The organism is Levilactobacillus angrenensis (genome assembly GCF_003946085.1).
GTDB lineage: Bacteria > Bacillota > Bacilli > Lactobacillales > Lactobacillaceae > Levilactobacillus > Levilactobacillus angrenensis.
Window position 1 is genome coordinate 1 of record NZ_RHOB01000006.1, and the last position, 21,951, is coordinate 21,951.

Genomic DNA, 21,951 nt, shown 5'->3' on the forward strand with positions numbered 1-21,951 from the left:
GCACCGCCTACGGCTACCGCAACTGGACCAACTTCCACTATAGAATACAGATTGAATTTAATATCCGGGTCCAAAAAAGAGGCCCAATTCGTAAGTGAATTGAACCTCTCAAATTCTCCCCATCAACACCGGTTGACAAAGAGCCCAAACTCTTGCATCAACTTTAAATGGCCTACGCATCCATATTTTTCGTTAAAATAAACTGCTTAACTTCCTTCAGCGTGCGCTTGGTTTCTGGTAGCTTGCCCCAGAGAATGTAATCGTGGAGCATCGACTTGACCTCGCGTGCCTTGTACGGCGTTCCGCTGGCCTCGGCCAGTTTTTGGACCAGCCGTTGGTCATCGGCCGCCAGCAATTCGTTGGTGCCGTAGTACAACAGGATGGGGCCCAGGTCGTCGAAATCGCCGTAAATGGGGCTGACCAGCGGATCGGTCACAGGATGGTCGCCGGCGTAATCGAACCCGATCTTTTTCAGCGTTTCTAACGTTAAGTACGGGTCGTGCTTGGCGGCCGCCTTTAGATCCGGATTCATCATACTGAGGTCGGCCCACGGAGAAATCAAGATACTGCCTGCTGGCAACGGCTTTTGGTGGGCTTTTAACTGTTGAAGCAGCGTCAACGCCAAGCCCCCGCCGGCCGAATCCCCCATCAAGAAGAACTGGTCGTCCGGATACTGTGCCAACAAGTAATCGTAGGCGTTCATCGCAAAGATCACGGTTTCATCGACCGTGGCCTCAGGTACTAGCGGATAATCCACGTACGACACCCGCAGATTAGCCTGCTGGATCAACGTTTCCATCAACTCTCGGTGGCTATCGATACCTTGCATCGTATAGGCTCCACCATGAAATAACAAGACGTGTTGCCGCAACGGTGCCCCGGAAGCGGCCGTTAAGATGCGCCCGCCAAAGACTTGCCGTTCCTTGGTCACGATGGTAGCCGGAAACTTCTCGGGCACCACGGCCCGGTTTTGCCGACTGGGCTGTAAAAATGCTTGTTGAATCTGCTGTTTGAGCTGACTATGCTGGGTCTTGAAGAGTAACCATTTCCCACGCAAACTCACGACTATCACCCTATCTTTTTGCCTTCATCAATTCTCTCGACTTATATTGCCAGTATACAGCGTTTCGGGTAAAAACGCCTCCCCAAGATTGAATTACTAGGTAATTTTCACCAAAACCGTTAGAATAGAAGATGTAACAGTTGAGATGAAAGGGTGGCAGAAAGCCAATGACAAAGAACCGAAAACTAAACATAACTGGCGGCTGGAACTTCCGGGAACTAGGTGGTTATGCAACCATTGATGGTCACACCGTCAAGTGGCACAAGTTATTGCGGACTGACGGGTTGGCCCGGCTCACCCCGGATGATCAAACATTGCTGACTGATTATGGCGTGGTCGCAGACGTGGACTTCCGGTCCAAAAAAGAACGGCAACAGGCGCCCGACAAGGTTCCGGCTGGGGCCCAGTATCATTTTCTCCCGGTCTTTCCTGAAGGCGATGAGACCGACGCTTCGGCCACGCAAGCAGAATTGGAAAAGCGCTTCAACACCAACGACCAGGCCGGTTACCAACACATGCTAGACGTGTACCGGAAGATGGTCACGTTACCCAGCGCCCAAGCGGCCTATCACCAATTCTTTGGTACCCTGTTAGGCAACGAACAAGCGGATCAATCCGTGCTGTTCCACTGTACTGCTGGCAAGGACCGAACGGGAATGGGTGCGTTTCTAACGTTGAGTGCGCTAAACGTTGACCCGCAAACCATTCAGCAGGACTATCTGTTAACTAACGCCAACGTAATGCCATTGGTCGACAAGCAAAGCGAACAGGCCCGTCAAAGTGGCCATTCGGCAGCGTTTGTCACCAATATTCGGGCGCTGTCGACCGTCAATCCCGACTACCTCGCCGCGGCCACGAAGGTCATCAACACCCAATACGGTGGCGTGCAAGACTATTTGCATGACGTGTTGGACTTATCACGCAATGACTTAACCAATTTAAGACAACTTTATTTGGACTAAACATCCGTACCAGGCTAACCGATTCACGGGTAGTCTGTTTTTTTAACTGGAAAGGACTGGATACGTATGAAAAAAAAAGCTCTGACCTGGGCCTTGCCACTGGCTGGCATCGCCCTGACCTCACTGGCTGCCAGTGAACACCTCTTTAACTTCGCCTTCAAGCGGGTCAACTACGTCCCGGAAACCTCCGCGGACAAGCAGAAATACGCCGATGCCTACTACGCCTACGTGGATTGGTACAAACAGATTCCCAAGGAAAAATGGTACCTGCACGAACACGATCCGCAAAACCGGATGGTCGCCGAATACATTCCGGCCGAGACACCGAGTCGCCAGACCGTCATCATTTCTCACGGCTACAAGGGCAACGGCGAAACTATGGCGAACTTTGCTCAAATGTATCACCGCCTCGGTTTCAACGTACTCTTGCCCGACGACCGCGGTCACGGCGAAAGCGCCGGTAAATACATCAGCTTTGGCTGGTTAGACCGTCTCGACTACTTACAATGGATCCAGCAAGTCATCGACCGGGCCGACACCGACGTCAAAATCTTGCTATTCGGCGTCAGTATGGGCGGTGCGACCATGGAAATGCTCTCGGGCGAAACGCTGCCGGACCAGGTCAAGGCCATCATCGCCGACTGTGGCTACTCCAGCATCGAAGCCGAATTGACCTACCTGTTGAAGCGGCAGTTCCACCTGCCCAAATACCCGATTGAACCACTGGTCAGCACCATTTCTAAGCGCCGCCTCGGCTACTACCTGGGAGACGTGACCGCCACGGAACAGCTCCAGAAAAATCAGCGGCCGATTCTCTTCATCCACGGCGAAAAAGACGTGTACGTGCCAGTAGGGATGGCCTACGAGAATTACGCAGCGACTCACGCTCCTAAGCAATTGTGGATTGTGAAAAACGCCTCGCATGCCGAAAGTTTCTGGATCAATCCGGCCCGTTACCAACAACACGTGACGGAATTCTTACAGACGTACTTCGACGGCGAGTGAACCTTAAGCCTAACTTAACGGCGTTTGGCCATCCGTCGCAATTCCTTCACACTTTAGTTTTTCTTTACCAATTAGTCAAAAAGTCATCACGACTTTGCCCCGGTTCTATTCACAAAGTCCGGGTATAGTAATAACCATAGTAATTAGCCAATACCAATTACTACTTAATTCTATTCCAATCCCTTTTGATTCTCTCCCCCTAAGAGAATCACCCCAAGGTTAGGCTCCCTCAAGCCTGACCACTCCTCTAAAATACATTTACACCCCCTAATGTAAATGTACTCCTCATGAAAAAAGTTCGGCGTCGCTCTTTCCCCGAGAGTGACGCCGAACTTTTTTGTTTTTTTTACTAAAGGTTGAAAGATGAAAATCAGCTAGAAGTATTGTCACCACGCGGCTCATGGCGTAAGAATTAGTCGTTTACAGCTTCGTAGTTTGAGCTGGCCGCCTACCGTCCGCCAACTATGGGTTGGAACGCGGTGGGCGGACCGGACCGAGCCTGAGGAACGGTCTCGGCCTCGCTTTGAGCCGAAGGACACGTCTCAAAGACGCCAGTTGCCTAAGCGGCATGAACCGCGCCACTAAGGCAACTCCCACGGCTGAACCCATATTTGGCAGACACCCGGCTACAAGAGCGCATGCTAGTAATGGTTGACTTAGCCCCAGTTAGCGGTTGATTTAGCAACCAGTCTTTAACTAACGCCGTCTTGCTGATAATCGCCAACCTCGCCGGAGGCAGCCAGGGTGGAGCCAGCTGTGTCGACGGTGTTGGCTGAGGTTCTTTCTCAGCCTACAGCGTGGGACGACTTGGGAGCCTGGCGAACTTTGCCAGGCTTTCAAGCGAACCGGAAGCCCGCTTCTCAGGCTGGAGGTGTTCCCCATAGCAGGCGGAACCCTGGCTGACGCAGGCCCTGGTTTCACTAGTTTTGGTGGACAAAACACTATTGCTCTGGGAGTCAAGGCATTAATTCAGCTTTCAAGCTTTAATTTACCGAAGATGTTGCCATGCCTGATCAAAGTTGACTTCTGCGTCATTTGACCGTTCACGCACTTGTTTTGCAATACCATTCCTAACCAAGAATAACGTTTCTTTGATTGCTGGACACCTTCACAACCAACGCCAAGCCTTATACAAGTCCTCGCGCTGTTGAACCGTTTGGTGTTGGGTGGCCGCGGCCAATTGCTTTTGAACCGCTGCCCACTGCTGTTCGCTTACTAAAATCGCATCTGTCGTCTTATCTTCAATTCGGACTGCCTTACCATCTTTGACCTCTTGCAACAAACTCTGGAGATTCCGCTGCGCATCAGCTGGTGAATACACCTTTTCCATTGTTCATTCCCCCCAAGTTTTCTTGACTGTTAGTCCGTTAAGCCTAAGCGTTTGAAAATAAAGTCCACGCGCCGTAAGTGATAGTGATAATCAAAGGCATCGTCGATCTGGGCTGGCGTCAACCGCGCAGTAATTTCGGCATTGGCTTCCACCAGTGGTCGGAACTGGGTCTGTTGGTCCCAGGCCTGCGCCGTTAAGGGTTGCACCAAGTCATAGGCGGCTTCACGGCTCAACCCAGTTTCAATCAGCTTCAACAAGAGCCGTTGGCTGTAAATCAAACCGTAAGTCCGGTCCATATTCACCTTCATCGTTTCTGGGAACACATCTAAGTGGCTTAAAATTCGGTTGATTCGGTGGAGCATGTAATCCAACAACGTCGTACTTTCCGGCAAAATCATCCGTTCCGCTGACGAGTGAGAAATATCGCGCTCATGCCACAGACTGACGTTTTCATACGCCGTGACCATGGTGCCCCGCAATACGCGGGCTAAACCAGTCACGTTTTCCGAACCAATTGGATTACGCTTATGCGGCATGGCCGATGAGCCCTTTTGCCCCGGGTTGAAATGTTCTTCGACTTCATGAATCTCCGAGCGCTGCAGGCTCCGAATCTCCGTGGCGATGTTTTCCACGCCCGTGCCAATCAAGGCCAGCGTCGCAATGTAATCGGCGTGTAAATCCCGTGGCAACACCTGACTGGCAATCGGTTGGGCACTGATACCGAGTTGGTCGCAAACGAAGGCTTCTACCTCAGGTGGCACGTTCGCAAAGGTGCCGACTGCCCCGCTGATCTTGCCGGTTTCTACGCCCGCCGCAGCCCGGTCGAAACGGTCGAGGTTGCGTTGCATTTCGGCGTAGAAGCGCGCTAATTTCAGTCCAAAGGTGGTTGGCTCAGCTTGCACCCCGTGGGTCCGGCCGATCATGACGGTGTCCTTATATTTCAGCGCCATCTCCTTGAGCGTGTCGATCAACGTGACCAGGCTCTGGCGAATGACCACGTTGGCCTGCTTCAGCCGATAGCCTTGGGCCGTATCCACAACGTCGGTACTGGTGACACCGAAGTGAATCCATTTGCGCTCCGCTCCTAGAGATTCCGACACGTTGCGGGTGAATGCCACCATATCATGGTGCGTCACGGCTTCGATCTCGGCGATGCGGTCGACGTCAAATGTGGCATTTTCCCGAATCTTTTGGGCGTCCGCTTCGGGGACCTCACCTAACTTGGCCCAGGCTTCGTCGATAGCGACTTCAACGGCAAGCCAAGACTGATACTGATTCTCCAGGGACCAAATCTGGCCCATTTCTGGTCGGGTGTAGCGTTCTAACATCAAAGTTCCTCCTCAGTAATAGGTAAAATCCGAACATTAATTTTAAAATTCGTTTCTTGCTCTGCTATCTATTTTATCATAGAACATCCCAGTTTTGCCAGACATTTCACCGATATATCCATTATTAATTAGTTTCTACCCATAATTAAAAGAACTTTTATACGGGTTATTTAAATAATTGTTCGTTTTTCGCTTGAAATTCAATTACGAACTTGATACAATTATTCTTGCTGGGTGTTCGGCCTAGTAAAAAATAACGATGAGGTGTTTGCAATGTCATCAACAGTAGTAGTTGGTAGTCAATGGGGCGATGAAGGTAAAGGAAAGATCACGGATTTTCTGAGTGAGAAGGCTGATGTCATTGCCCGCTACCAAGGTGGTGACAATGCCGGCCACACCATCGTCTTCAATGGTCAAACGTTCAAGCTGCGGCTGATTCCTTCAGGGATTTTCTACGCCGACAAGCTGAGCGTCATCGGTAACGGTGTCGTGGTCAACCCGAAGTCTTTAATTGAAGAATTAACTTATTTGCACGACAACGGGATTTCCACGGATAACTTGCGGATCTCTGACCGCGCCCACGTCATCTTGCCGTACCACATCCTGTTAGACCAGGCGCAAGAAAAGGCCAAGGAAAACAAGATTGGGACCACGAACAAAGGTATCGGCCCGGCTTACATGGATAAAGCCGAACGAATCGGGATTCGCATCGCTGATTTGTTAGATCACGATATCTTTGCGGACAAATTACGACAGAACTTAATTGAAAAGAACAATGTTTTAACCAAGCTTTACGGCGTTGAACCCTTAGACTTCGAGACGATTTTTAAGGAATACTACGCATTAGGCCAACAAATCAAGAGCCACGTGACCGATACGTCGGTGGTCATCAATGACGCAATCGACGCCGGCAAGAACGTCCTCTTCGAAGGGGCGCAAGGCGTGATGCTTGATATCGACCACGGAACTTACCCATTCGTCACTTCTTCTAACCCGGTAGCCGGGGGCGTCACGATTGGCGCTGGCGTGGGCCCAACCAAGATCGACCACGTGGTTGGTGTCTGCAAGGCTTACACTTCCCGGGTGGGTGATGGACCTTTCCCAACCGAACTCTTCGATGAGATTGGCGACACAATTCGGGAAACCGGTCATGAATACGGGACCGTCACCAAGCGGCCTCGGCGGATCGGTTGGTTTGACAGTGTGGTTCTCCGCCATGCCAAACGCGTTTCTGGCTTGACCAGCTTATCCTTGAACTGTTTAGATGTACTGACTGGTTTGAAGACCGTTAAGATTTGCAAGGCTTACGCGCTAAATGGCGAAACCATCTACCATTACCCAGCCAGCTTAGTCGATTTGGACGCTTGCCAACCGATTTACGAAGAATTACCTGGCTGGACGGAAGACATCACCGGCTGTCATTCAGTCGAAGAACTGCCCGTCAATGCCCAAAATTACGTTAAACGCTTAGCCGAACTGGTGGGCGTGGATATTGCCACGCTGTCCGTCGGCCCTGACCGCGAACAGACGAACATTTTACGTGACGTCTGGAACGCCTAACCCCACGAACAAGGAGTGACTGCTCATGCATCCCGCAGAAGTATTTGATTACGAAGATATTCAACTCGTGCCCAACAAATGTATCATCGACAGCCGAAGCGAGGCCGACACCAGCATCGAGTTTGGCCCGCATCGGTTTAAGATTCCGGTCGTCCCCGCCAACATGGAGACGGTCATCAACGAACCGTTAGCCGTCTGGTTAGCGCAAAACGACTATTTCTACGTCATGCACCGCTTCCACCCCGAAGAACGTCGGGGCTTCATCGAACGCATGCACGAAAAGTCACTGTTTGCGTCGATCAGTGTGGGCGTCAAGCCTGACGAACACGCCTTCATCAACGAACTGGCGGCCGCTAACTTGGTGCCAGAATACATCACCATCGACATCGCTCATGGCCACAGTGACGCGGTTATTCGGATGATCAAGCAGATCAAGTCCAAGTTGCCCGACAGTTTTGTGATTGCCGGAAACGTGGGCACGCCCGAAGCCGTGCGTGAACTTGAAAACGCCGGTGCGGACGCCACTAAGGTAGGCATTGGCCCAGGAAAGGCTTGCATCACCAAGCTCAAGACTGGTTTTGGGACCGGTGGCTGGCAACTAGCGGCCGTGCGGCTATGTGCGAAGGCTGCTCGGAAACCGATCATCGCGGACGGGGGGATTCGCTACAACGGCGACATCGCCAAATCCATTCGCTTCGGTGCTAGCATGGTCATGATTGGCTCCATGTTAGCCGGTCACGAACAATCCCCTGGTAGCCTACTGACTATCGACGGCCGGACCTTCAAGCAATACTGGGGTTCTGCTTCCGAGAAACAAAAAGGCGCTTACCGCAACGTTGAGGGCAAGCAAATGCTGGTCCCTTACCGCGGCGATATCGCCAACACGCTGAACGCCATGCAAGAAGACTTACAATCCTCTATTTCCTACGCCGGTGGCCGCAATCTTTTGGACATTCGGACCGTGGATTACGTGATTGTGAAGAGTTCCATCATGAACGGCGACAATTACTAACGACAAATTAAAATCACGAGCGACTCTCCCAATTTTTGGGAAAGTTACCCGTGATTTTTTGGCACTGACTAAGCCGTTAATCCTTTGATGACATCGCCAGCCGCCGTTTGCCAATCTTGCTTAAATAACTCCGCAACGTCGGCCGCTTTTTCGGCGTTGGTGCTGGCTGATCAGTGGTCGGCCCCGCAACCTGTAGGCTGATCTTGGTATCTCCCAGGGGTGCGTTCACCTCAGCAAACGACCGTGGTTCGGGCCCGTCATCGCTCACACGTCGTTGCGTCTCAATCAATTTAGCCGCCATCGCTAAGGCCGATTCTGCCGTCGTCCCCCAAGTCAGGCCGATTTCCGGAACGGTCACGCAATACCGCCCCATTTCGGCATGCAATATCACAGTATAAGTGGACCCCTTGTCACTACTCATGATGACTCCCCCTAACCTTACTCGTAAATTGAGCGGCCACCCGCTCACGATTGCTCGCCTTAATTATGGCCAGACCACCCGCAGCATGCAATGCTAACCGCTAGTTTTGATAGTTACCCTGCCTTACTGACTGCTCACCGTAGTCGGCCGACAAAAAGACGCCTGAGAGATTGGTCCCAGACGTCACTTCACTTATACCCTACTAAATGTTGAAAGCGAAATTAACACGTTGATTCCCGAAATAACAGCGTTTTGTCCACTAAAAATGGTAAAGACTAATTTCCAAGTCATTTGTTACTTGGGGCTGAGCCAACTGTCACTAGCACGTACACTTGTAGCCGAGAGTCCGCCAAATATGGGTTCAGCCGTGGGAGTTGCCTTAGCGGCGCATTTCATGCCGCTTAGACAACTGGCGTCTTTGAGACGTGACCTTTCGGCTCAAAGCGAGGTGTCGAGACCGCTCTTTGGCTCGACCCGTCCGCCCCAGCGTTCCAACCCATAGTTGGCGGGCGGTAGGCGGCCAGTTCTTACTACGAATTTGTAACCGACCATTTTTAGCGTTACGAGTCGCATTGTGTCGATGGTCGATAGTCAGCTTTCAACCTTTAGCATCAACTTAAACTCACCGCACCACCAGCACCGAAATCGGTGCGTACTTGGCCATGTATGCGGCTTGACTGCCGAAGTGGCGGCTGACGCCTTGTTTGGCGATCGACCCCACAATCAAGATGTCCGGTTGGACCTTGGGAATCACGTCCTTGACGATGGTCTCGCCGGGTTCACCTTCCGCAATCATGACCTGAACATCGGCGACGCCCGCATCTAGCGCTTGTTGCCGGTAGCCCTGTAAGTGGTCCTTTAAGGCCGCATACTCGCCATGTACAAAATCCGTGTCCAACACCTGATAAACGTTCATATTCTCGCTTTCCAAAATGGAGACAATCACTAGCGTGGCCTGGTCACGTTTAGCCTGATGAATCGCATACTTGAAAGCCAGCAAGGCGTCCGGCGAATCGTCCACCCCAACTAAAATTTTACGAAAGATCGTTGTCATCCGACGCCGCCCCCTTGGCCTTGTTTGCCAGTTGCGCCGCTAAGCGCTTGTTACCACGATGCAACTCAATCACGGTCCAAGCCAGTAAGGCCAGCACCGCAAAGATCAAAACGTAAGCGATGTCGTTGGCCAAGGCTAATTTTGCCCCGGTGACGTTCGCGCCGAAGAAGCCTTGGACTTGGCCCGGCATCCCCTCCAGGTTCAGCGCCGTCAACGCGATGACGGAGACCCAGCCGAGAATCTTCAGCCACCAGGAGTTCTTGAACCGCTCGCCCATTTCCAGCTTGCTGTCCGTCATCATCAACAACGGCAACATCGAGAATGGCAAGGCGAAAGCCAAGAAGACTTGCGAATTGTTCATCAAATCATTCAGGGCTTCGTGTTCCGCAATGGCACTCTTGCCGCTGGTCAACATGACGCAGACCAACACGGGAATCACGGAAATCAGTCGGGTGACTAACCGCCGCAACCACAATGGCATCCGCATGTGAACGAAACCTTCCATGATGACTTGCCCAGACAAAGTCCCGGTAATCGTGGAGTTTTGCCCGGAAGCCAGTAAGGCAACGGCAAACAGCGTGGATAAGATCCCGGTCCGCGCCACACTGCTCAAGACACCATTACTCATGGTCGTCGTGTCAGACAAGGCGTGAAACAGGCCGAAGAAGGAAGGATCCTTGACGGCACCAGTCTTGAAGACGGCAACTCCCATGATCAACAGCAAAGCATTGACGAAGAAAGCAAAAGTCAGTTGGATATTAGAGTCCAAGCCGGCAAATTTTACCGTCCGCGCCACGTCTTCTTCATCATTGTGGTCAATGGCCCGCGTCTGCGAAATCGCGGAGTGCAGGTACAAATTGTGCGGCATGACGGTCGCCCCAATGATGCCCAAGGCACCGTTCAGTGGCGTCATCCCCGCGACTGCGTGACTGGTCGAGAAGGTCTCGCCGGTGGGAATCAAGCCCTTGAACACGCCGCCCCAATCTGGATTAGACAGCGCAACTTGGTAAACGAAGACGAACAGAATGACCATGATCAAGCAGACCACGATGGCTTCGATCTTCCGGAAGCCCACCTTCGTCAGCAGCAATAGCAACAGCACATCAAAGACGGTAATGAACACCGCGATGACCAACGGAATATGGAACAGCAGGTACAGCGCAATCGCCGCACCAATAACTTCCGCAATATCCGTCGCCATGATAGCCAATTCCGTCAGTAACCACAAGACCACACCCAACGACTTACTGGTTCGGGCGCGAATCGCTTGGGCCAAATCCATCTGACTCACGATGCCAAGTTTAGCTGCCATGTACTGCAACAGCATCGCAATCAAACTTGACATCAAGATAACAGACATCAAGAGGTATTGGAAGTTTTGACCACCCGTAATCGACGTTGACCAGTTCCCAGGATCCATGTACCCCACCGCAACTAACGCACCAGGCCCAGAATACGCAAACAACGTTTTCCAAAAACCAATATCTTTCGGGACTTTGACCGTACCGTTGATTTCTTCGAGTGACCGCCCATTCGCGTATTCAATCAACTTATGCTTCTTTTCATCAGCCATAGACTTGCCCTCCTCTGGTCTCATTCTCTGACCAGGGCTAGTGTACGGCAAACGCAAATCAAGTTGCCGCTAAAGCGCTCAGTAATTTACTTGAAATTTATTATTCAGAAATTAAGCGACGCAAAAAGCCGTCAGACCGCAGTTTGGCGACCCAACGACTTCACATATCTCACTTTACTATCTAACCTACCGGACGACCATCACTGAAATGGGCGCGTACTTGGCCATGTAGGCCGCTTGGCTCCCAAAGTAACGACTCACACCTTTTTTGGCGATCGACCCGATGACTAACAGGTCTGGTTGCACGTGCGGAATCACGTCGCGGACGATGGTTTCCCCTGGTTCACCTTCCGCAATCACCATTTTGACGTCAGCCACGCCAGCGTCTTGGGCTTGCTTTTGATAACCGCGCACGTGATCGCGCAACTCGTCACGTTCCCCGTGAACGTAGTCGCTATCAAGTGCTTGGTACACGTTCATATCATCATGTTCCAAGACGGAAACGATGATCAGTTCCGCCTGGTCGCGCTTGGCTTGATGAATGGCATAGTCAAATGCCAACAGCGCATCGGCCGAATCATCGACCCCTACTAAAATCTTTTTAAAAGTCGTTGCCATGAGCTAGGCCTCCTCGTCTTCTACCGCACTGTCAACATGGTCGGCTGCAAGTTGTGCTTCTAAGCGCTTGCTACCCTTGTGCAGTTCAACAATCGTCCAAACCAGCAGAACCAAAATGGCTGCATCTAAGACGTAAGCAATCCCGTTAGCAGTTGCCGTTTGGCTGGCAGTGATGCCATCCCCATAGAAGCCTTGAATGGAAGCCGGCATGTTGATCAAGTTCAGGTAAGTTAAGGCTAAGACCGAAACCCAGCCGAGAATCTTGACCCACCAGGAGTTCTTGAACCGCTTGCCCATTTCGACCTTACTATCCGTCATCATCAACAACGGCAACATCGAGAATGGCAAGGCAAAGGCCAAGAAGACCTGCGAATTGTTCATCAAATCATTCAACGCTTCGTGTTCATCAATGGCACTCTTGCCACTGGTCAACATGACACAGATCAACACCGGAATCACGGAAATCAACCGGGTGACTAACCGCCGTAACCACAGGGGCATCCGCATGTGAACGAAGCCTTCCATGATAACTTGCCCAGTCAAGGTCCCAGTAATCGTGGAATTTTGACCGGAAGCCAACAAGGCAACCGCAAACAAAGTGGACAATACCCCAGTCCGAGCGACGCTAGCCAATACACCATTGCTCATCGTACTAGTATCTGACAAGGCTTGGAACAGACCGAAGAAGGATGGATCTTTAACGGACCCACTCTTGAAGACGGCAACCCCCATGACCAACAGTAAGGCATTCACGAAGAAGGCCAACGTTAATTGGATGTTAGAGTCCCAGCTGGTGAACTTCACCGTGCGCGCCACATCTTCTTCATCTTTGTGGTCGATTTCCCGGGTTTGCGAAATCGCTGAATGCAAGTAAAGGTTATGGGGCATAACCGTGGCCCCGATAATCCCCAAGGCCCCACTGATTGGCGTTTGGCCCCCAATCTTAGGCGTGGAGGCAATCGTCTTGGCACTTGGAATCAAGCCACCGAAGACGCCACCCCAGTCAGGATTGGATAAGGCAACTTCGTAAGCGAAGACTACCAGAATCACTAAAATCAAGCAAACCACGATGGCTTCGATCTTGCGGAACCCAATCTTGGTCAATAACAATAAGAGCAAAACATCTAACACGGTAATAAAGACAGCAATCACCAACGGAATGTGGAAAAGCAGATATAAGGCAATCGCGGCCCCAATAACTTCCGCAATATCCGTCGCCATAATAGCAAATTCTGTTAGAATCCATAACACGATGCCTAGTGACTTACTGGTCCGGGCGCGAATTGCCTGGGCCAAGTCCATTTGGCTCACGATACCAAGTTTAGCTGCCATGTATTGCAGTAACATCGCAATCAAACTTGAGATCAAGATAATCGACATCAATAAGTATTGGAAATTTTGGCCACCCGTGATGGACGTTGACCAGTTACCAGGATCCATGTAACCGACCGCAACTAATGCACCAGGCCCGGAATACATGAATAAGGTTTTCCAGAACCCTTTCCCCTTCGGTACTTTAACCGTACCGTTAATCTCTTCAAGTGACCGCCCATTGGCATATTCAATGAGTTTGTGCTTCTTTGGTGTATCACTCAAAATCAAAACCCCCTTCTGTTTCCTACAAGGCCCATTGTACCCTAAAGTTTACTTAAATCAAATAGAAATTTAGGGGAACTTAACTTTAAAATATGAACTAATTAATAATTTTGTCTGTCGGTTAAGCGGTTACATCCTTGTAGCCACCCCCTTTATTTTGCTGAAACAGATTTTAGTTTCAAGCGAAAAATATTTTGGCGAACAAAACTTTAAGCACACTAATGCCCGCTTAACGGCATCCGGGTTAATTCAATTCTTATAGAATAATCACAAATAAATGATTTTTAGAAAAATTTGCAAGTTTTCGCGAAGACCGGTAGAATTTAAATCGTAAAAATAAAATTTTAGGGGCACTGAAATATTTTCTAATTTCTTGGGGAGTTGATGAGATGTCAAACCATCAAAATACGTATTTAAAAATCATTGCCGAGTGCAGTTTTGCCCGTGCTCGCGTCAGCAATAAACAAATTATCCATTTCGCCAATGTGACCCCCGCCACGGTGACTGAAGCCACCCGGCAGTTACAGGCCCAGGGCTTGGTCCACCGGCGCCGCTACACCGGGGTCACGTTGACCGAACAAGGCCGCGACCAAGCGCGCCACCTACTATTTGCCTATCGGTTATGTGAGGTGTTCTTGGACCGCCAACTGCATTTGCCCCTAGCCCAGATTCCGGATCAAGCCTGGCAAATGGCCGACACCTTGTCGTTGGCCACCGTGGCGGCGCTGGCGGACTACCTTGACCATCCCCAACGCAGTCCGTTTGGCGGCGCCTTAAAGCCGGACCAGATGTTAGACGATAGCCGGGTCACCCGGCTCAGCGACGTTCCCGTCAACGCGACGGTCACACTGTGTGGCTACCTGGAAACGGCGAATTTAGTGGCTTACGTGACACATTTGCGCTTACCATTGGACACGCCGGTAACCGTGACTGCCCGTGATGAGGAGCTACACCTATTGTACTTGCAGCTGCCAGACCAACGCGAGGTCACGGTCAACGGACTGGTGGCGACTTATTTGTACACGGAACCGGTGGCGGCTACGGTCGAGAGCTGATGACAATGACAATCAAAAACACGTGACGCCTACCTGGTCGTTCACCAGGACGCGTCACGTGCTTTTTAGATTATGTCTATATAAAACGCCCTCGGCTAGCTCAATCCGCTAACCACCCACAAGGGCCTTTTACAATCGGTTATTCGTTTGGCAATTTCGAACAACTACCGCCCATCAGCGGCCATCGTGGCTGCGGTAGCGCTACTGTCGTCAGAAGATGGCAGACGCTTCAAGCCAACACCCGTGAAGCCACTCAAGATGGAGAAGACTGGGGACAACAGGCTGAAGAAACAGAATGGCAGGTAAGCCAAGGTCGAAACGCCCAGCGTGTTGGCGGCAAAGACCGCAGCAACGCCCCAAGGAACCAAGTAGTTGATGACGGTCCCACCATCTTCCAAGACCCGACTCAAGGCCAGGTTGTCCAGGCCCCGCTTGTTAAAGGTTTGCTTGAAGGCCTTCCCGGGTAAGATGACGGAAAGGTACTGTTCCCCAACGAAGACGTTGACGCCAATTCCGGATAGGATAGCGGCCGTAACCAGTGAACCGGTACTCTTCAGGCGTTTAGCCAATGGCACCATGGCGGTCTGAATGACATCGAACTTCATCAGCAGGCCCCCTAAGGTCAGCGTCAAAATAATCAAGGAAACCGTCGACATCATGGCACTAATGCCACCCCGTGTTAGTAAGGCGTCGACGCTGGTGTTCCCCGTCTTGGAAACGAAGCCGGATTCGATCATCGTGGCCACGCTACTGACAGAGGTGCTGGGCTTTTCGATGAATAACATCACAATGCCCAAGCCGACGTTTAACAGCAAAGTTTCAATGGCTGGAATCTTCCGCCAAGCACAGACAAACATCACAATGATGGGTAAGGCGGCCCACCAAGTAATGGAGAAGTTGGCGTTTAACGTGGCCACAGTACTGTTGATTTTGTTCAAGGCATTGGCGTTAGAGGCACCGGTGCCCATGAAGAAGTAGAGAATCAAGGAAACGATAAAGGCGGGAATCGTCGACCACATTAAGTTTTTGATGTGAGCAAATAATTCAGATTCCGCGATGGCCGAAGCCAGGTTGGTGGAGTCAGACAGCGGTGAAGTCTTGTCACCGAAGATGGCCCCGGAGATGATGGCCCCAGCAACTAACGCTGGGTTGAAGCCCATCGTGGTCCCCATCCCAAACAGGGCAATCCCAATCGTGGAAATGATGGTAAAGGCACTCCCGATGGACGTCCCGACGATGGCACAAACCAAGAAGACGGACGGTACGAACCATTGCGCAGAAATCAAATGGAACCCGAAGACCATCATGGATGGAATAATCCCCGCAGCGATCCAAACACTGATCAGCGCCCCAATCAACAGGAAGATGAAGATGGGAATAATCCCGGTCTTGATTCCGTCGATGATGCCACTGTGAATGGTATCCCAATCAGCGCCGCGAACCTTTGCCCACAAGATGACTAAGGCAATGACCAACAGCACTGGTGTCGTAGGTGACAAACCAAATTTGATAACGCCTAAGCCCATGATGACCAGCATGATCAGTAAGATGGTCATCGCTTCACCGAAGTTGATCGGCTTTTTTCCTGATTGCGTGTGTTCTTTCATAAAAATCGCTCCCTCTTATTTTGCCAAGTATGTAAAAAAATCGCCCCTGCTGCAATTCTGCAACAGGGACGATTTAGACTAAACCGTGGTACCACCCAACTTGGGTTACTGGTTCTAGACCCAGTAACTCCACTCTCTAGAAGGTAACGGCTCTAGTCTTTCCGCCTGGCGTACCAGGACATCCCACTGTATTTCGTCGTAATCACCCTGATCGGTTCGCAGCAACCACCGACTTTCTGACACCCAGATGACACGCTACTTGGTAATGGAAATTAGCGTTCTGTATTTGATTGACTTTGATATTAGCACGCTGTTTGGCGACCGTCAACCTCTAATTTAATTTTAATCTTTAGACCGGTGACTAAAACGCCGGTAAATCAACGCTTTGAAGATAATCACATTTTTTTAGTTGGTGAAATTGTCAGACCACTCAGTGATTCCTAACCAATCTAGTTTCGGTAAAAAACGTCCGGGTACTCAATCATCCCGCCCACGTGGGCCAGTGATCCCGCCGTCAGGGGCTTGATCAGGTGACTGCCCATTGGCACTGGCAAGCTATTGTGGATGGCAAAGTCTTCGGCCATCACGTAGCCGCGGCTACCGTAGTAGTTCATATCACCGACCACGCTGATCGCAGGAAAGCCAGCCAGCCGCGCACGGGTCTCTAACTCACTCAGCAGTTGACTCCCAACACCTTTTCCTTGCCACTCAGGGTCTACCGCTAACGGCGCCAGGGCAACGATCGTCGTGTTGTGGCGGTCGCCCCGCACGGTGATGGGACTCAACAAGCCGTGACCCACCACGGTCTCGATTGCGGGCTTAGCCACCACTTCTAGACTCTGTTGATAATCATACGTTGACCGCAGCTGGTGAATCAAACTCACCTCACTGCCATCACTTTCTTCGACGGGTTCAAACGCCGCTGAAACTAATTGGTCTACCTGTTTGAAATCTTCGGGCTGAATCGTCTCAAAACTTAAACTCACTTCGTCTACCTCTCAATTCTTAAGCGTTCGGCTACATTACCGTGTTATTATACACGACTGGCGCTAAAAGTCGAAACTTCCTGACTGATTTTAGAGAAATCGCTTGAATTTCTAACCTAAAACCCCGTACACTGGGTACAACTCTAAAAGAAAAACGAGGTGCTCAATTTTGACGCACAAACAGCGCTGGGCCGCCATTTCTGTCGTGATTTACGTTGTCTTTGTCGTGGCGGCGATTGTAATTGGCTTCTTAGACCCCAGTCAAATTGGTCTACAGTGGACCATCTTCTGGTATTTTGTCGTTGCCGCTCTCTGTTATTACTTTTATTTTAAAAACGTGAGTTACCGGGAAGTCGTCTATTACGCGACCCAACTGGGCCTGCACCAAGACGACCTGAAGGCCATGGTCCCGAATTTAAAGGAGACCCAAGACGTGCCCAACCCGGACCACCCCGACTTCTTCAGCCCCTTCGCCAAGGTTCCCATCAACGTCGTCAACGTCTTGACGGACAAGCTGGTGCCCATGGCTAAGGACGCCGGTATTCCGTTGTACAAGTAAGGCTTGCTCGCCACTTGGGGCTTGGCTGGCCGTCCTACCGTTCACTAGAGCTGAGTTGGAACGCTGAGGGCGCCGGATCGAGCCAAAGTGCGGTCTCGACCCTCAACTTTGAGCCAACTTATACGGCGGTGATATTAGTCAATCTCATATCAATCAAGCAAACCGTTGTGGATGCCTATCGCTGTATCCGTACACGTGTCTCAACGCCTAATTGCCTGAACGGACAATCTTGCCGGAGGAGGCCAGGGGTGGAGCCAGCTGTGTCGACGGTGTTGGCTGAGGTTCTTTCTCAGCCTACAGCGTGGGACGACTTGGGAGACTGGCGCCTTTGGCCTGGCTCCCAAGCGAGGTGGAAGCCCGCCCTTCGGCTGGAACCGTTCCCCATAGCAGGCGGAGCCCCTGGCAGCCGCAGGCAACTGGTTTGCTCAATGATAGCAGTTAGCGTTCCAACTCATAGCTAGTGAACGGTAAGGCGGTCAGTCAAATCTGCTTTCTGTAAAGATAAAAACAAGACGTTGCCGCCGCTGATGGGTGGGAACGTCTTGTTTGGTTATATCAGTTATTTCCGGCTGGAATACGTCTGGGACTTCTTTAACCAGGCGTCATCGTCAGGATCTGGACCGACCCGTTTGCCGGCATCAAGGTCTGCGATAGCCTTCATTTCGTCTTCATCTAAGCCAAAGGCAAAGATGTCGCGGTTTTGTTGGACGCGGGCTTCGTGAATCGACTTAGGAATCACGATTTCTTCGCGTTGGACGTGCCAACGTAAGATGATTTGCGCCGCACTGACGTCATGTGCCGCCGCCAATTCATTGATAACGGGATCGGACAAGGCGTTGTTATTGCCGCCACCCAGTGGACTCCAGGCTTCGTGCAAGATGCCCTGGCTTTCCAAGTAAGCGTGCATGTCATCTTGTTGGAAGTACGGATGCGTTTCAATTTGGTCAACGACCGGCTTAACCGTGCCGTTAGTCAAAATGTCCGCCATTTGCTTTTGATTGAAGTTAGACACCCCAATGTTCTTGATCTTGCCAGCCTTGTACAGGTCTTCCATGGCCCGCCAGCTGTCCAGATAACCGGGTGCTGGCCAGTGGATCAGGTACATATCCAGGTAATCGAAGCCTAATTTATCGAGCGTTTCTTGGAAAGCTGCCTTGGTCTCATCGTAACCGCGGACGCTGTTCCACAATTTCGACGTGACGAAGATGTCTTCGCGCTTAACGTCACTCTCGCGAATGGCCTCGCCGACCCACTGCTCGTTACCGTAGTATGCGGCCGTATCAATGTGCCGGTAACCCGCAGCCAACGCCCATTTGATGGCATTCTTCGTGTCTGATGCATTGTCAACTTGAAAAACCCCTAAACCCAGTTGGGGAATCCGGTTGCCGTTATTCAACGGTAATTCGGGAATATCATTATGCAAAAGTAAAACCACCTTTCAATCTTAGTTCCATTACCATCATACAATAGGTTCAGGGATTTCGTGATGAGAATGATTGGAAAATGGTAAAAATCAGGGCGAAAATTTTCTTCTGCTGGCGTTTTGCGGTATTATGGAGGGTGTGGTAGTTTGTCGTCTCGGCGGCAAGCTTGTTTTTTCACACCGTTCTGGACATGGAGGTTTTTCAGTTGAACAACCAAGAACCAAAATCACGCGTACAACGGTATAACTTTAACCAGGGATCGGACCAACCTACCCGACGACGGCCACGGAAGCCGCGCCGGTGGTGGCCGTGGCTGATGACGTTGATAACACTGGCAATCGCCATTTTGCTGGTCTTAGCGATTAACCATCACAACAACTCTGGAAATGACACCAGCGCTTCATCGAGCACCAGTGCCTCTGTCGTGGCCAAGGCTTCATCGGCTTCGGAACAGGCCGCTTTCGAGAGCTTCAAATCGACGTACAGCAGCTACAATGATAACGGGTTAACCGTCACGCAAAAGCAAAAATTACAGAATATCATCAACAACGAATCGAACGACGCCGTGCAGGACCGCGAGCAAAAACTACTCGATCAGGCCCAAACCAAGCAAAGCGCCACGAGTTCGAGTCAGTCTGCTAGTTCCAGCAGTCACAACAGTGCGGATTCGACATTTGCCAGCACCCACACCTTCTCGTCGGTCGCCGACGCCCAGAATTGGGCCCAGGCTTCCAAAGACCAGTGGCTACAAGCGGGTTATTCCACTTACACCATTACTTCCGACGGGCAAGGCAACTACAATTTACAGTTCGTTCGCTAGGCATTTTCACCGCAGCACCCATTTTGCAAACTCACAGTGAGGTCACGACTTAGGTCGCGGCCTTTTTTGATGCTTATTTTTCTTAGCTGGCGTTAACCGATCGACTTGCGTTTGTAGATGGTCAACTTTGGTCGTTAGTGTGTCGATCTTAGTCAATAAGCGGTCCAAATCGGCTTGTTGCTGGGCTTCCTGGTTGGTCGTTGCCTGTTCCGTGCGACTAGCGACGAAATCCGAAATCGTGCTGGTCAATAACCCGATAAACCCAATGCCGCCCACCATCAGGAAGCTGGCAATAATCTTGCCAAAAGCCGTGTGAGGCGTCTCATCCCCGTAACCCACAGTCGTAGCAGTGGTGATTGCCCACCACAAGGCGTTGGCCAAGCTCTGCTTCTCCGTTAATGAGAAAAGAAAGGCGCTGATGACGATGATGACCACACTAATAGAAAACAGATAGATGAAGCCCGTCTGGTAAATGAACCGGTGATACGCCTGCGTCCATTTGCCGGATAGCCCCAAGCGCCAAAAGAGGTGGTGGAAACGAATCAGACGCACCAACCGCGCCAGCCGAAAGAAGGCAAAAACCGGATGGAGCGGGATAATTCCCAGCAGGTCAAACGCTGATTGGATCAAAAAGATTTTACGATTCTTCGTGATACCAAGCCGAATCACATAATCAACAGCGAAGACTAACAATAAGCCGTTGGCGATTTTCAGTTCTAACCCGTAATCACCAATTCTCAACAGTAACAAAATCACGTTTAATACTGAGCCTAACGTCAGGGTCGTAACCCCCATATGATAGGCAATCAAGCCCCGGGATTGCTTGGCCATGTGTCTACCCTTCTCCCGATTGATAAGTTATCTTCTAATATAGTCAGATTTGACATTTTTTCCAGGATAAATGGTTAATTTTAGTCATTTGGTAAGGATTGCGGCAGAAACTTAAGAATTGGTTCCACCGCATTTCTAACTATGTTGGTACAAGTCAAATGTTGTATCAATGGCTAACACGTAAAACGTCGTGCCTTTAATCTTACCGACGACGCGGCTACTCTTCGCCAAACGAAAAATCCACATACCAGCCAGACAAGCCGCAGCCCGACCTGACGTCACGAATTCGGCGTTAACAGCTAATCTAACCGCATGGTCTGGTAAATTTTCAACGCCACTTTCTTTCGGCCAACCCAACACGGTCACCAAATCATCATTCGATAAACGAATCATTTTTTCAACAAGTTTATTTTTAATACTTTTATCAAAGTGCTTACCAGAAAAATTATATTTACGATTAGACGTGACAAACGAAAAGTTAAAAGCAAAGCGCTGTTCATTATGTGGCGATTGCTCGCCCAACTGAACACTTTTCACTTCAGGATTAAAGTGATTTTTCAATTTTAGCTTTTTCTTCATTGAACGATACTCGCTTTAAAATATTCGGCCATCAGCGCCGGTGCAATCACCTGACTCTGTGGCGTTTCTTGCCAAGGACGCTCTTGATGGGTTCCTTTCATTAACTGGATCGCAGACATATCCCCAAATGCCGTCCAGACTGCAGTCAAAACTTGCTGTAATTCAGGGTCACGTTCCAGTTCGTTATAATCGGCCAAATCTGCCGCTGTTAACTGGCCAACGATACTAACGCGACCTGCATATTTATCATGAACGGCCTTCACTACTGGACCATATCGCCAGGCGAGAATATCATCAGCAAATGCTTGACGCCCATAAACTGCCAGAAAGGTTCCCTGAACGTAGTACAACAGCTTCATGACTTTCATTTGACTCAATTCATCGTCGCCATATTGGCGCATTTGGGCATTACTAACGGCCCGAAACCAATTAACAATCTTTAAAACATCAGTCATCTGTATCGCCTCCTAAGGTCACTTTGTCACCCCAGTATACCCGACTCATCTGGCTTCTGTATACCAAAACTACTAGACAATCGTAACCATCTATCAAGCAATTATCGCAACAA

21 protein-coding genes are annotated in these 21,951 nt (G+C 50.6%); 7 read left to right on the top strand and 14 right to left on the bottom strand.

Features of this window, described 5'->3' with window-relative positions:
• Positions 1-172: 172 nt before the first annotated feature.
• Positions 173-1,063 (bottom strand): alpha/beta hydrolase fold domain-containing protein, encoded by an 891-nt coding sequence (locus tag EKM83_RS04525; RefSeq protein WP_125575445.1) that lies wholly within the window; start codon positions 1,061-1,063, stop codon positions 173-175.
• 167 nt (positions 1,064-1,230) lie between these two features.
• On the opposite strand from EKM83_RS04525, the gene EKM83_RS04530 reads away from it, so the two are divergent.
• Both EKM83_RS04530 and EKM83_RS04535 read left to right on the top strand, forming a co-directional pair.
• Positions 1,231-2,025, top strand: coding sequence for a tyrosine-protein phosphatase (locus EKM83_RS04530; protein WP_125575446.1), 795 nt, complete (start codon positions 1,231-1,233; stop codon positions 2,023-2,025).
• Between the two features lie 66 nt (positions 2,026-2,091).
• Complete coding sequence (locus EKM83_RS04535; protein WP_125575447.1) at positions 2,092-3,030, top strand: alpha/beta hydrolase; 939 nt, start codon at positions 2,092-2,094, stop codon at positions 3,028-3,030.
• A gap of 1,108 nt (positions 3,031-4,138) precedes the next feature.
• Here EKM83_RS04535 and EKM83_RS04540 read toward each other — a convergent pair.
• Positions 4,139-4,360: a hypothetical protein gene (locus EKM83_RS04540; RefSeq protein WP_125575448.1), complete on the bottom strand. Its 222-nt coding sequence runs from the start codon at positions 4,358-4,360 to the stop codon at positions 4,139-4,141.
• 29 nt (positions 4,361-4,389) lie between these two features.
• Entirely contained in the window at positions 4,390-5,688 is a 1,299-nt protein-coding gene (purB, locus tag EKM83_RS04545; protein ID WP_125575449.1) for an adenylosuccinate lyase, read from the bottom strand.
• A gap of 273 nt (positions 5,689-5,961) precedes the next feature.
• Here purB and EKM83_RS04550 point away from each other — a divergent pair, with 273 nt between their 5' ends.
• Positions 5,962-7,248 (top strand): adenylosuccinate synthase, encoded by a 1,287-nt coding sequence (locus EKM83_RS04550; RefSeq protein ID WP_125575450.1) that lies wholly within the window; start codon positions 5,962-5,964, stop codon positions 7,246-7,248.
• A gap of 25 nt (positions 7,249-7,273) precedes the next feature.
• On the top strand, positions 7,274-8,260 hold the full coding sequence (locus tag EKM83_RS04555; RefSeq protein WP_125575451.1) for a GMP reductase: 987 nt from the start codon (positions 7,274-7,276) through the stop codon (positions 8,258-8,260).
• A gap of 76 nt (positions 8,261-8,336) precedes the next feature.
• On the opposite strand, the gene EKM83_RS04560 is transcribed toward EKM83_RS04555, so the two are convergent.
• The 5 genes from EKM83_RS04560 to EKM83_RS04580 form a co-directional block, all read right to left on the bottom strand.
• On the bottom strand, positions 8,337-8,681 hold the full coding sequence (locus EKM83_RS04560; protein WP_125575452.1) for a hypothetical protein: 345 nt from the start codon (positions 8,679-8,681) through the stop codon (positions 8,337-8,339).
• Between the two features lie 622 nt (positions 8,682-9,303).
• Complete coding sequence (locus tag EKM83_RS04565; RefSeq protein ID WP_125575453.1) at positions 9,304-9,735, bottom strand: universal stress protein; 432 nt, start codon at positions 9,733-9,735, stop codon at positions 9,304-9,306.
• Positions 9,716-11,308 carry an Nramp family divalent metal transporter gene (locus tag EKM83_RS04570; RefSeq protein WP_125575454.1) on the bottom strand — a complete coding sequence of 531 codons (1,593 nt, stop codon included), beginning with the start codon at positions 11,306-11,308 and terminating at the stop codon, positions 9,716-9,718. Before EKM83_RS04570 ends, EKM83_RS04565 begins: the two co-directional genes overlap by 20 nt.
• Positions 11,309-11,494: 186 nt before the next feature.
• A complete protein-coding gene (locus EKM83_RS04575) occupies positions 11,495-11,926 on the bottom strand; it encodes a universal stress protein (protein WP_125575455.1) in 432 nt (143 codons plus the stop codon).
• A gap of 3 nt (positions 11,927-11,929) precedes the next feature.
• Positions 11,930-13,522, bottom strand: a complete 1,593-nt coding sequence (locus tag EKM83_RS04580) for an Nramp family divalent metal transporter (protein WP_125575456.1) — start codon at positions 13,520-13,522, stop codon at positions 11,930-11,932.
• A gap of 389 nt (positions 13,523-13,911) precedes the next feature.
• Between EKM83_RS04580 and EKM83_RS04585 the strand changes: the two genes are divergently transcribed.
• The gene (locus EKM83_RS04585; protein WP_125575457.1) at positions 13,912-14,577 is read left to right on the top strand and encodes a metal-dependent transcriptional regulator; all 666 of its coding nucleotides are present in this window, start codon (positions 13,912-13,914) and stop codon (positions 14,575-14,577) included.
• Positions 14,578-14,741: 164 nt separating this feature from the next.
• Here EKM83_RS04585 and nhaC read toward each other — a convergent pair whose 3' ends face one another.
• Entirely contained in the window at positions 14,742-16,184 is a 1,443-nt protein-coding gene (nhaC, locus tag EKM83_RS04590; protein ID WP_125575458.1) for a Na+/H+ antiporter NhaC, read from the bottom strand.
• 449 nt (positions 16,185-16,633) lie between these two features.
• Positions 16,634-17,170, bottom strand: coding sequence for a GNAT family N-acetyltransferase (locus EKM83_RS04595; protein WP_125575459.1), 537 nt, complete (start codon positions 17,168-17,170; stop codon positions 16,634-16,636).
• A gap of 169 nt (positions 17,171-17,339) precedes the next feature.
• Here EKM83_RS04595 and EKM83_RS04600 point away from each other — a divergent pair, with 169 nt between their 5' ends.
• Positions 17,340-17,729 carry a hypothetical protein gene (locus EKM83_RS04600; protein ID WP_125575460.1) on the top strand — a complete coding sequence of 130 codons (390 nt, stop codon included), beginning with the start codon at positions 17,340-17,342 and terminating at the stop codon, positions 17,727-17,729.
• A 559-nt stretch (positions 17,730-18,288) separates the two neighbouring features.
• Here EKM83_RS04600 and EKM83_RS04605 read toward each other — a convergent pair.
• Positions 18,289-19,152, bottom strand: a complete 864-nt coding sequence (locus tag EKM83_RS04605; RefSeq protein ID WP_125575461.1) for an aldo/keto reductase — start codon at positions 19,150-19,152, stop codon at positions 18,289-18,291.
• Between the two features lie 317 nt (positions 19,153-19,469).
• On the opposite strand from EKM83_RS04605, the gene EKM83_RS04610 reads away from it, so the two are divergent.
• Positions 19,470-19,973: a hypothetical protein gene (locus EKM83_RS04610; protein ID WP_225418620.1), complete on the top strand. Its 504-nt coding sequence runs from the start codon at positions 19,470-19,472 to the stop codon at positions 19,971-19,973.
• A 42-nt stretch (positions 19,974-20,015) separates the two neighbouring features.
• On the opposite strand, the gene EKM83_RS04615 is transcribed toward EKM83_RS04610, so the two are convergent.
• The 3 genes from EKM83_RS04615 to EKM83_RS04625 all read right to left on the bottom strand — a co-directional run bounded on the left by EKM83_RS04615 (position 20,016) and on the right by EKM83_RS04625 (position 21,838).
• Positions 20,016-20,804, bottom strand: a complete 789-nt coding sequence (locus EKM83_RS04615; protein ID WP_125575463.1) for a potassium channel family protein — start codon at positions 20,802-20,804, stop codon at positions 20,016-20,018.
• A gap of 135 nt (positions 20,805-20,939) precedes the next feature.
• A complete protein-coding gene (locus tag EKM83_RS04620) occupies positions 20,940-21,383 on the bottom strand; it encodes a hypothetical protein (protein ID WP_125575464.1) in 444 nt (147 codons plus the stop codon).
• Complete coding sequence (locus EKM83_RS04625) at positions 21,380-21,838, bottom strand: Panacea domain-containing protein (protein ID WP_125575465.1); 459 nt, start codon at positions 21,836-21,838, stop codon at positions 21,380-21,382. The genes EKM83_RS04620 and EKM83_RS04625 overlap by 4 nt, the downstream gene beginning before the upstream one ends.
• Between the last annotated feature and the right edge of the window lie 113 nt (positions 21,839-21,951).

Coding starts and splice junctions, on each gene's coding strand:
- EKM83_RS04625 (WP_125575465.1), bottom strand. CDS start 21,838: ATGACTGATGTTTTAAAGATTGTTAATTGGTTTCGGGCCGTTAGTAAT.
- EKM83_RS04610 (WP_225418620.1), top strand. CDS start 19,470: ATGACGTTGATAACACTGGCAATCGCCATTTTGCTGGTCTTAGCGATT.
- nhaC (WP_125575458.1), bottom strand. CDS start 16,184: ATGAAAGAACACACGCAATCAGGAAAAAAGCCGATCAACTTCGGTGAA.
- EKM83_RS04575 (WP_125575455.1), bottom strand. CDS start 11,926: ATGGCAACGACTTTTAAAAAGATTTTAGTAGGGGTCGATGATTCGGCC.
- EKM83_RS04570 (WP_125575454.1), bottom strand. CDS start 11,308: ATGGCTGATGAAAAGAAGCATAAGTTGATTGAATACGCGAATGGGCGG.
- EKM83_RS04615 (WP_125575463.1), bottom strand. CDS start 20,804: ATGGCCAAGCAATCCCGGGGCTTGATTGCCTATCATATGGGGGTTACG.
- EKM83_RS04555 (WP_125575451.1), top strand. CDS start 7,274: ATGCATCCCGCAGAAGTATTTGATTACGAAGATATTCAACTCGTGCCC.
- purB (WP_125575449.1), bottom strand. CDS start 5,688: ATGTTAGAACGCTACACCCGACCAGAAATGGGCCAGATTTGGTCCCTG.
- EKM83_RS04540 (WP_125575448.1), bottom strand. CDS start 4,360: ATGGAAAAGGTGTATTCACCAGCTGATGCGCAGCGGAATCTCCAGAGT.
- EKM83_RS04550 (WP_125575450.1), top strand. CDS start 5,962: ATGTCATCAACAGTAGTAGTTGGTAGTCAATGGGGCGATGAAGGTAAA.
- EKM83_RS04585 (WP_125575457.1), top strand. CDS start 13,912: ATGTCAAACCATCAAAATACGTATTTAAAAATCATTGCCGAGTGCAGT.
- EKM83_RS04565 (WP_125575453.1), bottom strand. CDS start 9,735: ATGACAACGATCTTTCGTAAAATTTTAGTTGGGGTGGACGATTCGCCG.
- EKM83_RS04560 (WP_125575452.1), bottom strand. CDS start 8,681: ATGAGTAGTGACAAGGGGTCCACTTATACTGTGATATTGCATGCCGAA.
- EKM83_RS04530 (WP_125575446.1), top strand. CDS start 1,231: ATGACAAAGAACCGAAAACTAAACATAACTGGCGGCTGGAACTTCCGG.
- EKM83_RS04620 (WP_125575464.1), bottom strand. CDS start 21,383: ATGAAGAAAAAGCTAAAATTGAAAAATCACTTTAATCCTGAAGTGAAA.
- EKM83_RS04535 (WP_125575447.1), top strand. CDS start 2,092: ATGAAAAAAAAAGCTCTGACCTGGGCCTTGCCACTGGCTGGCATCGCC.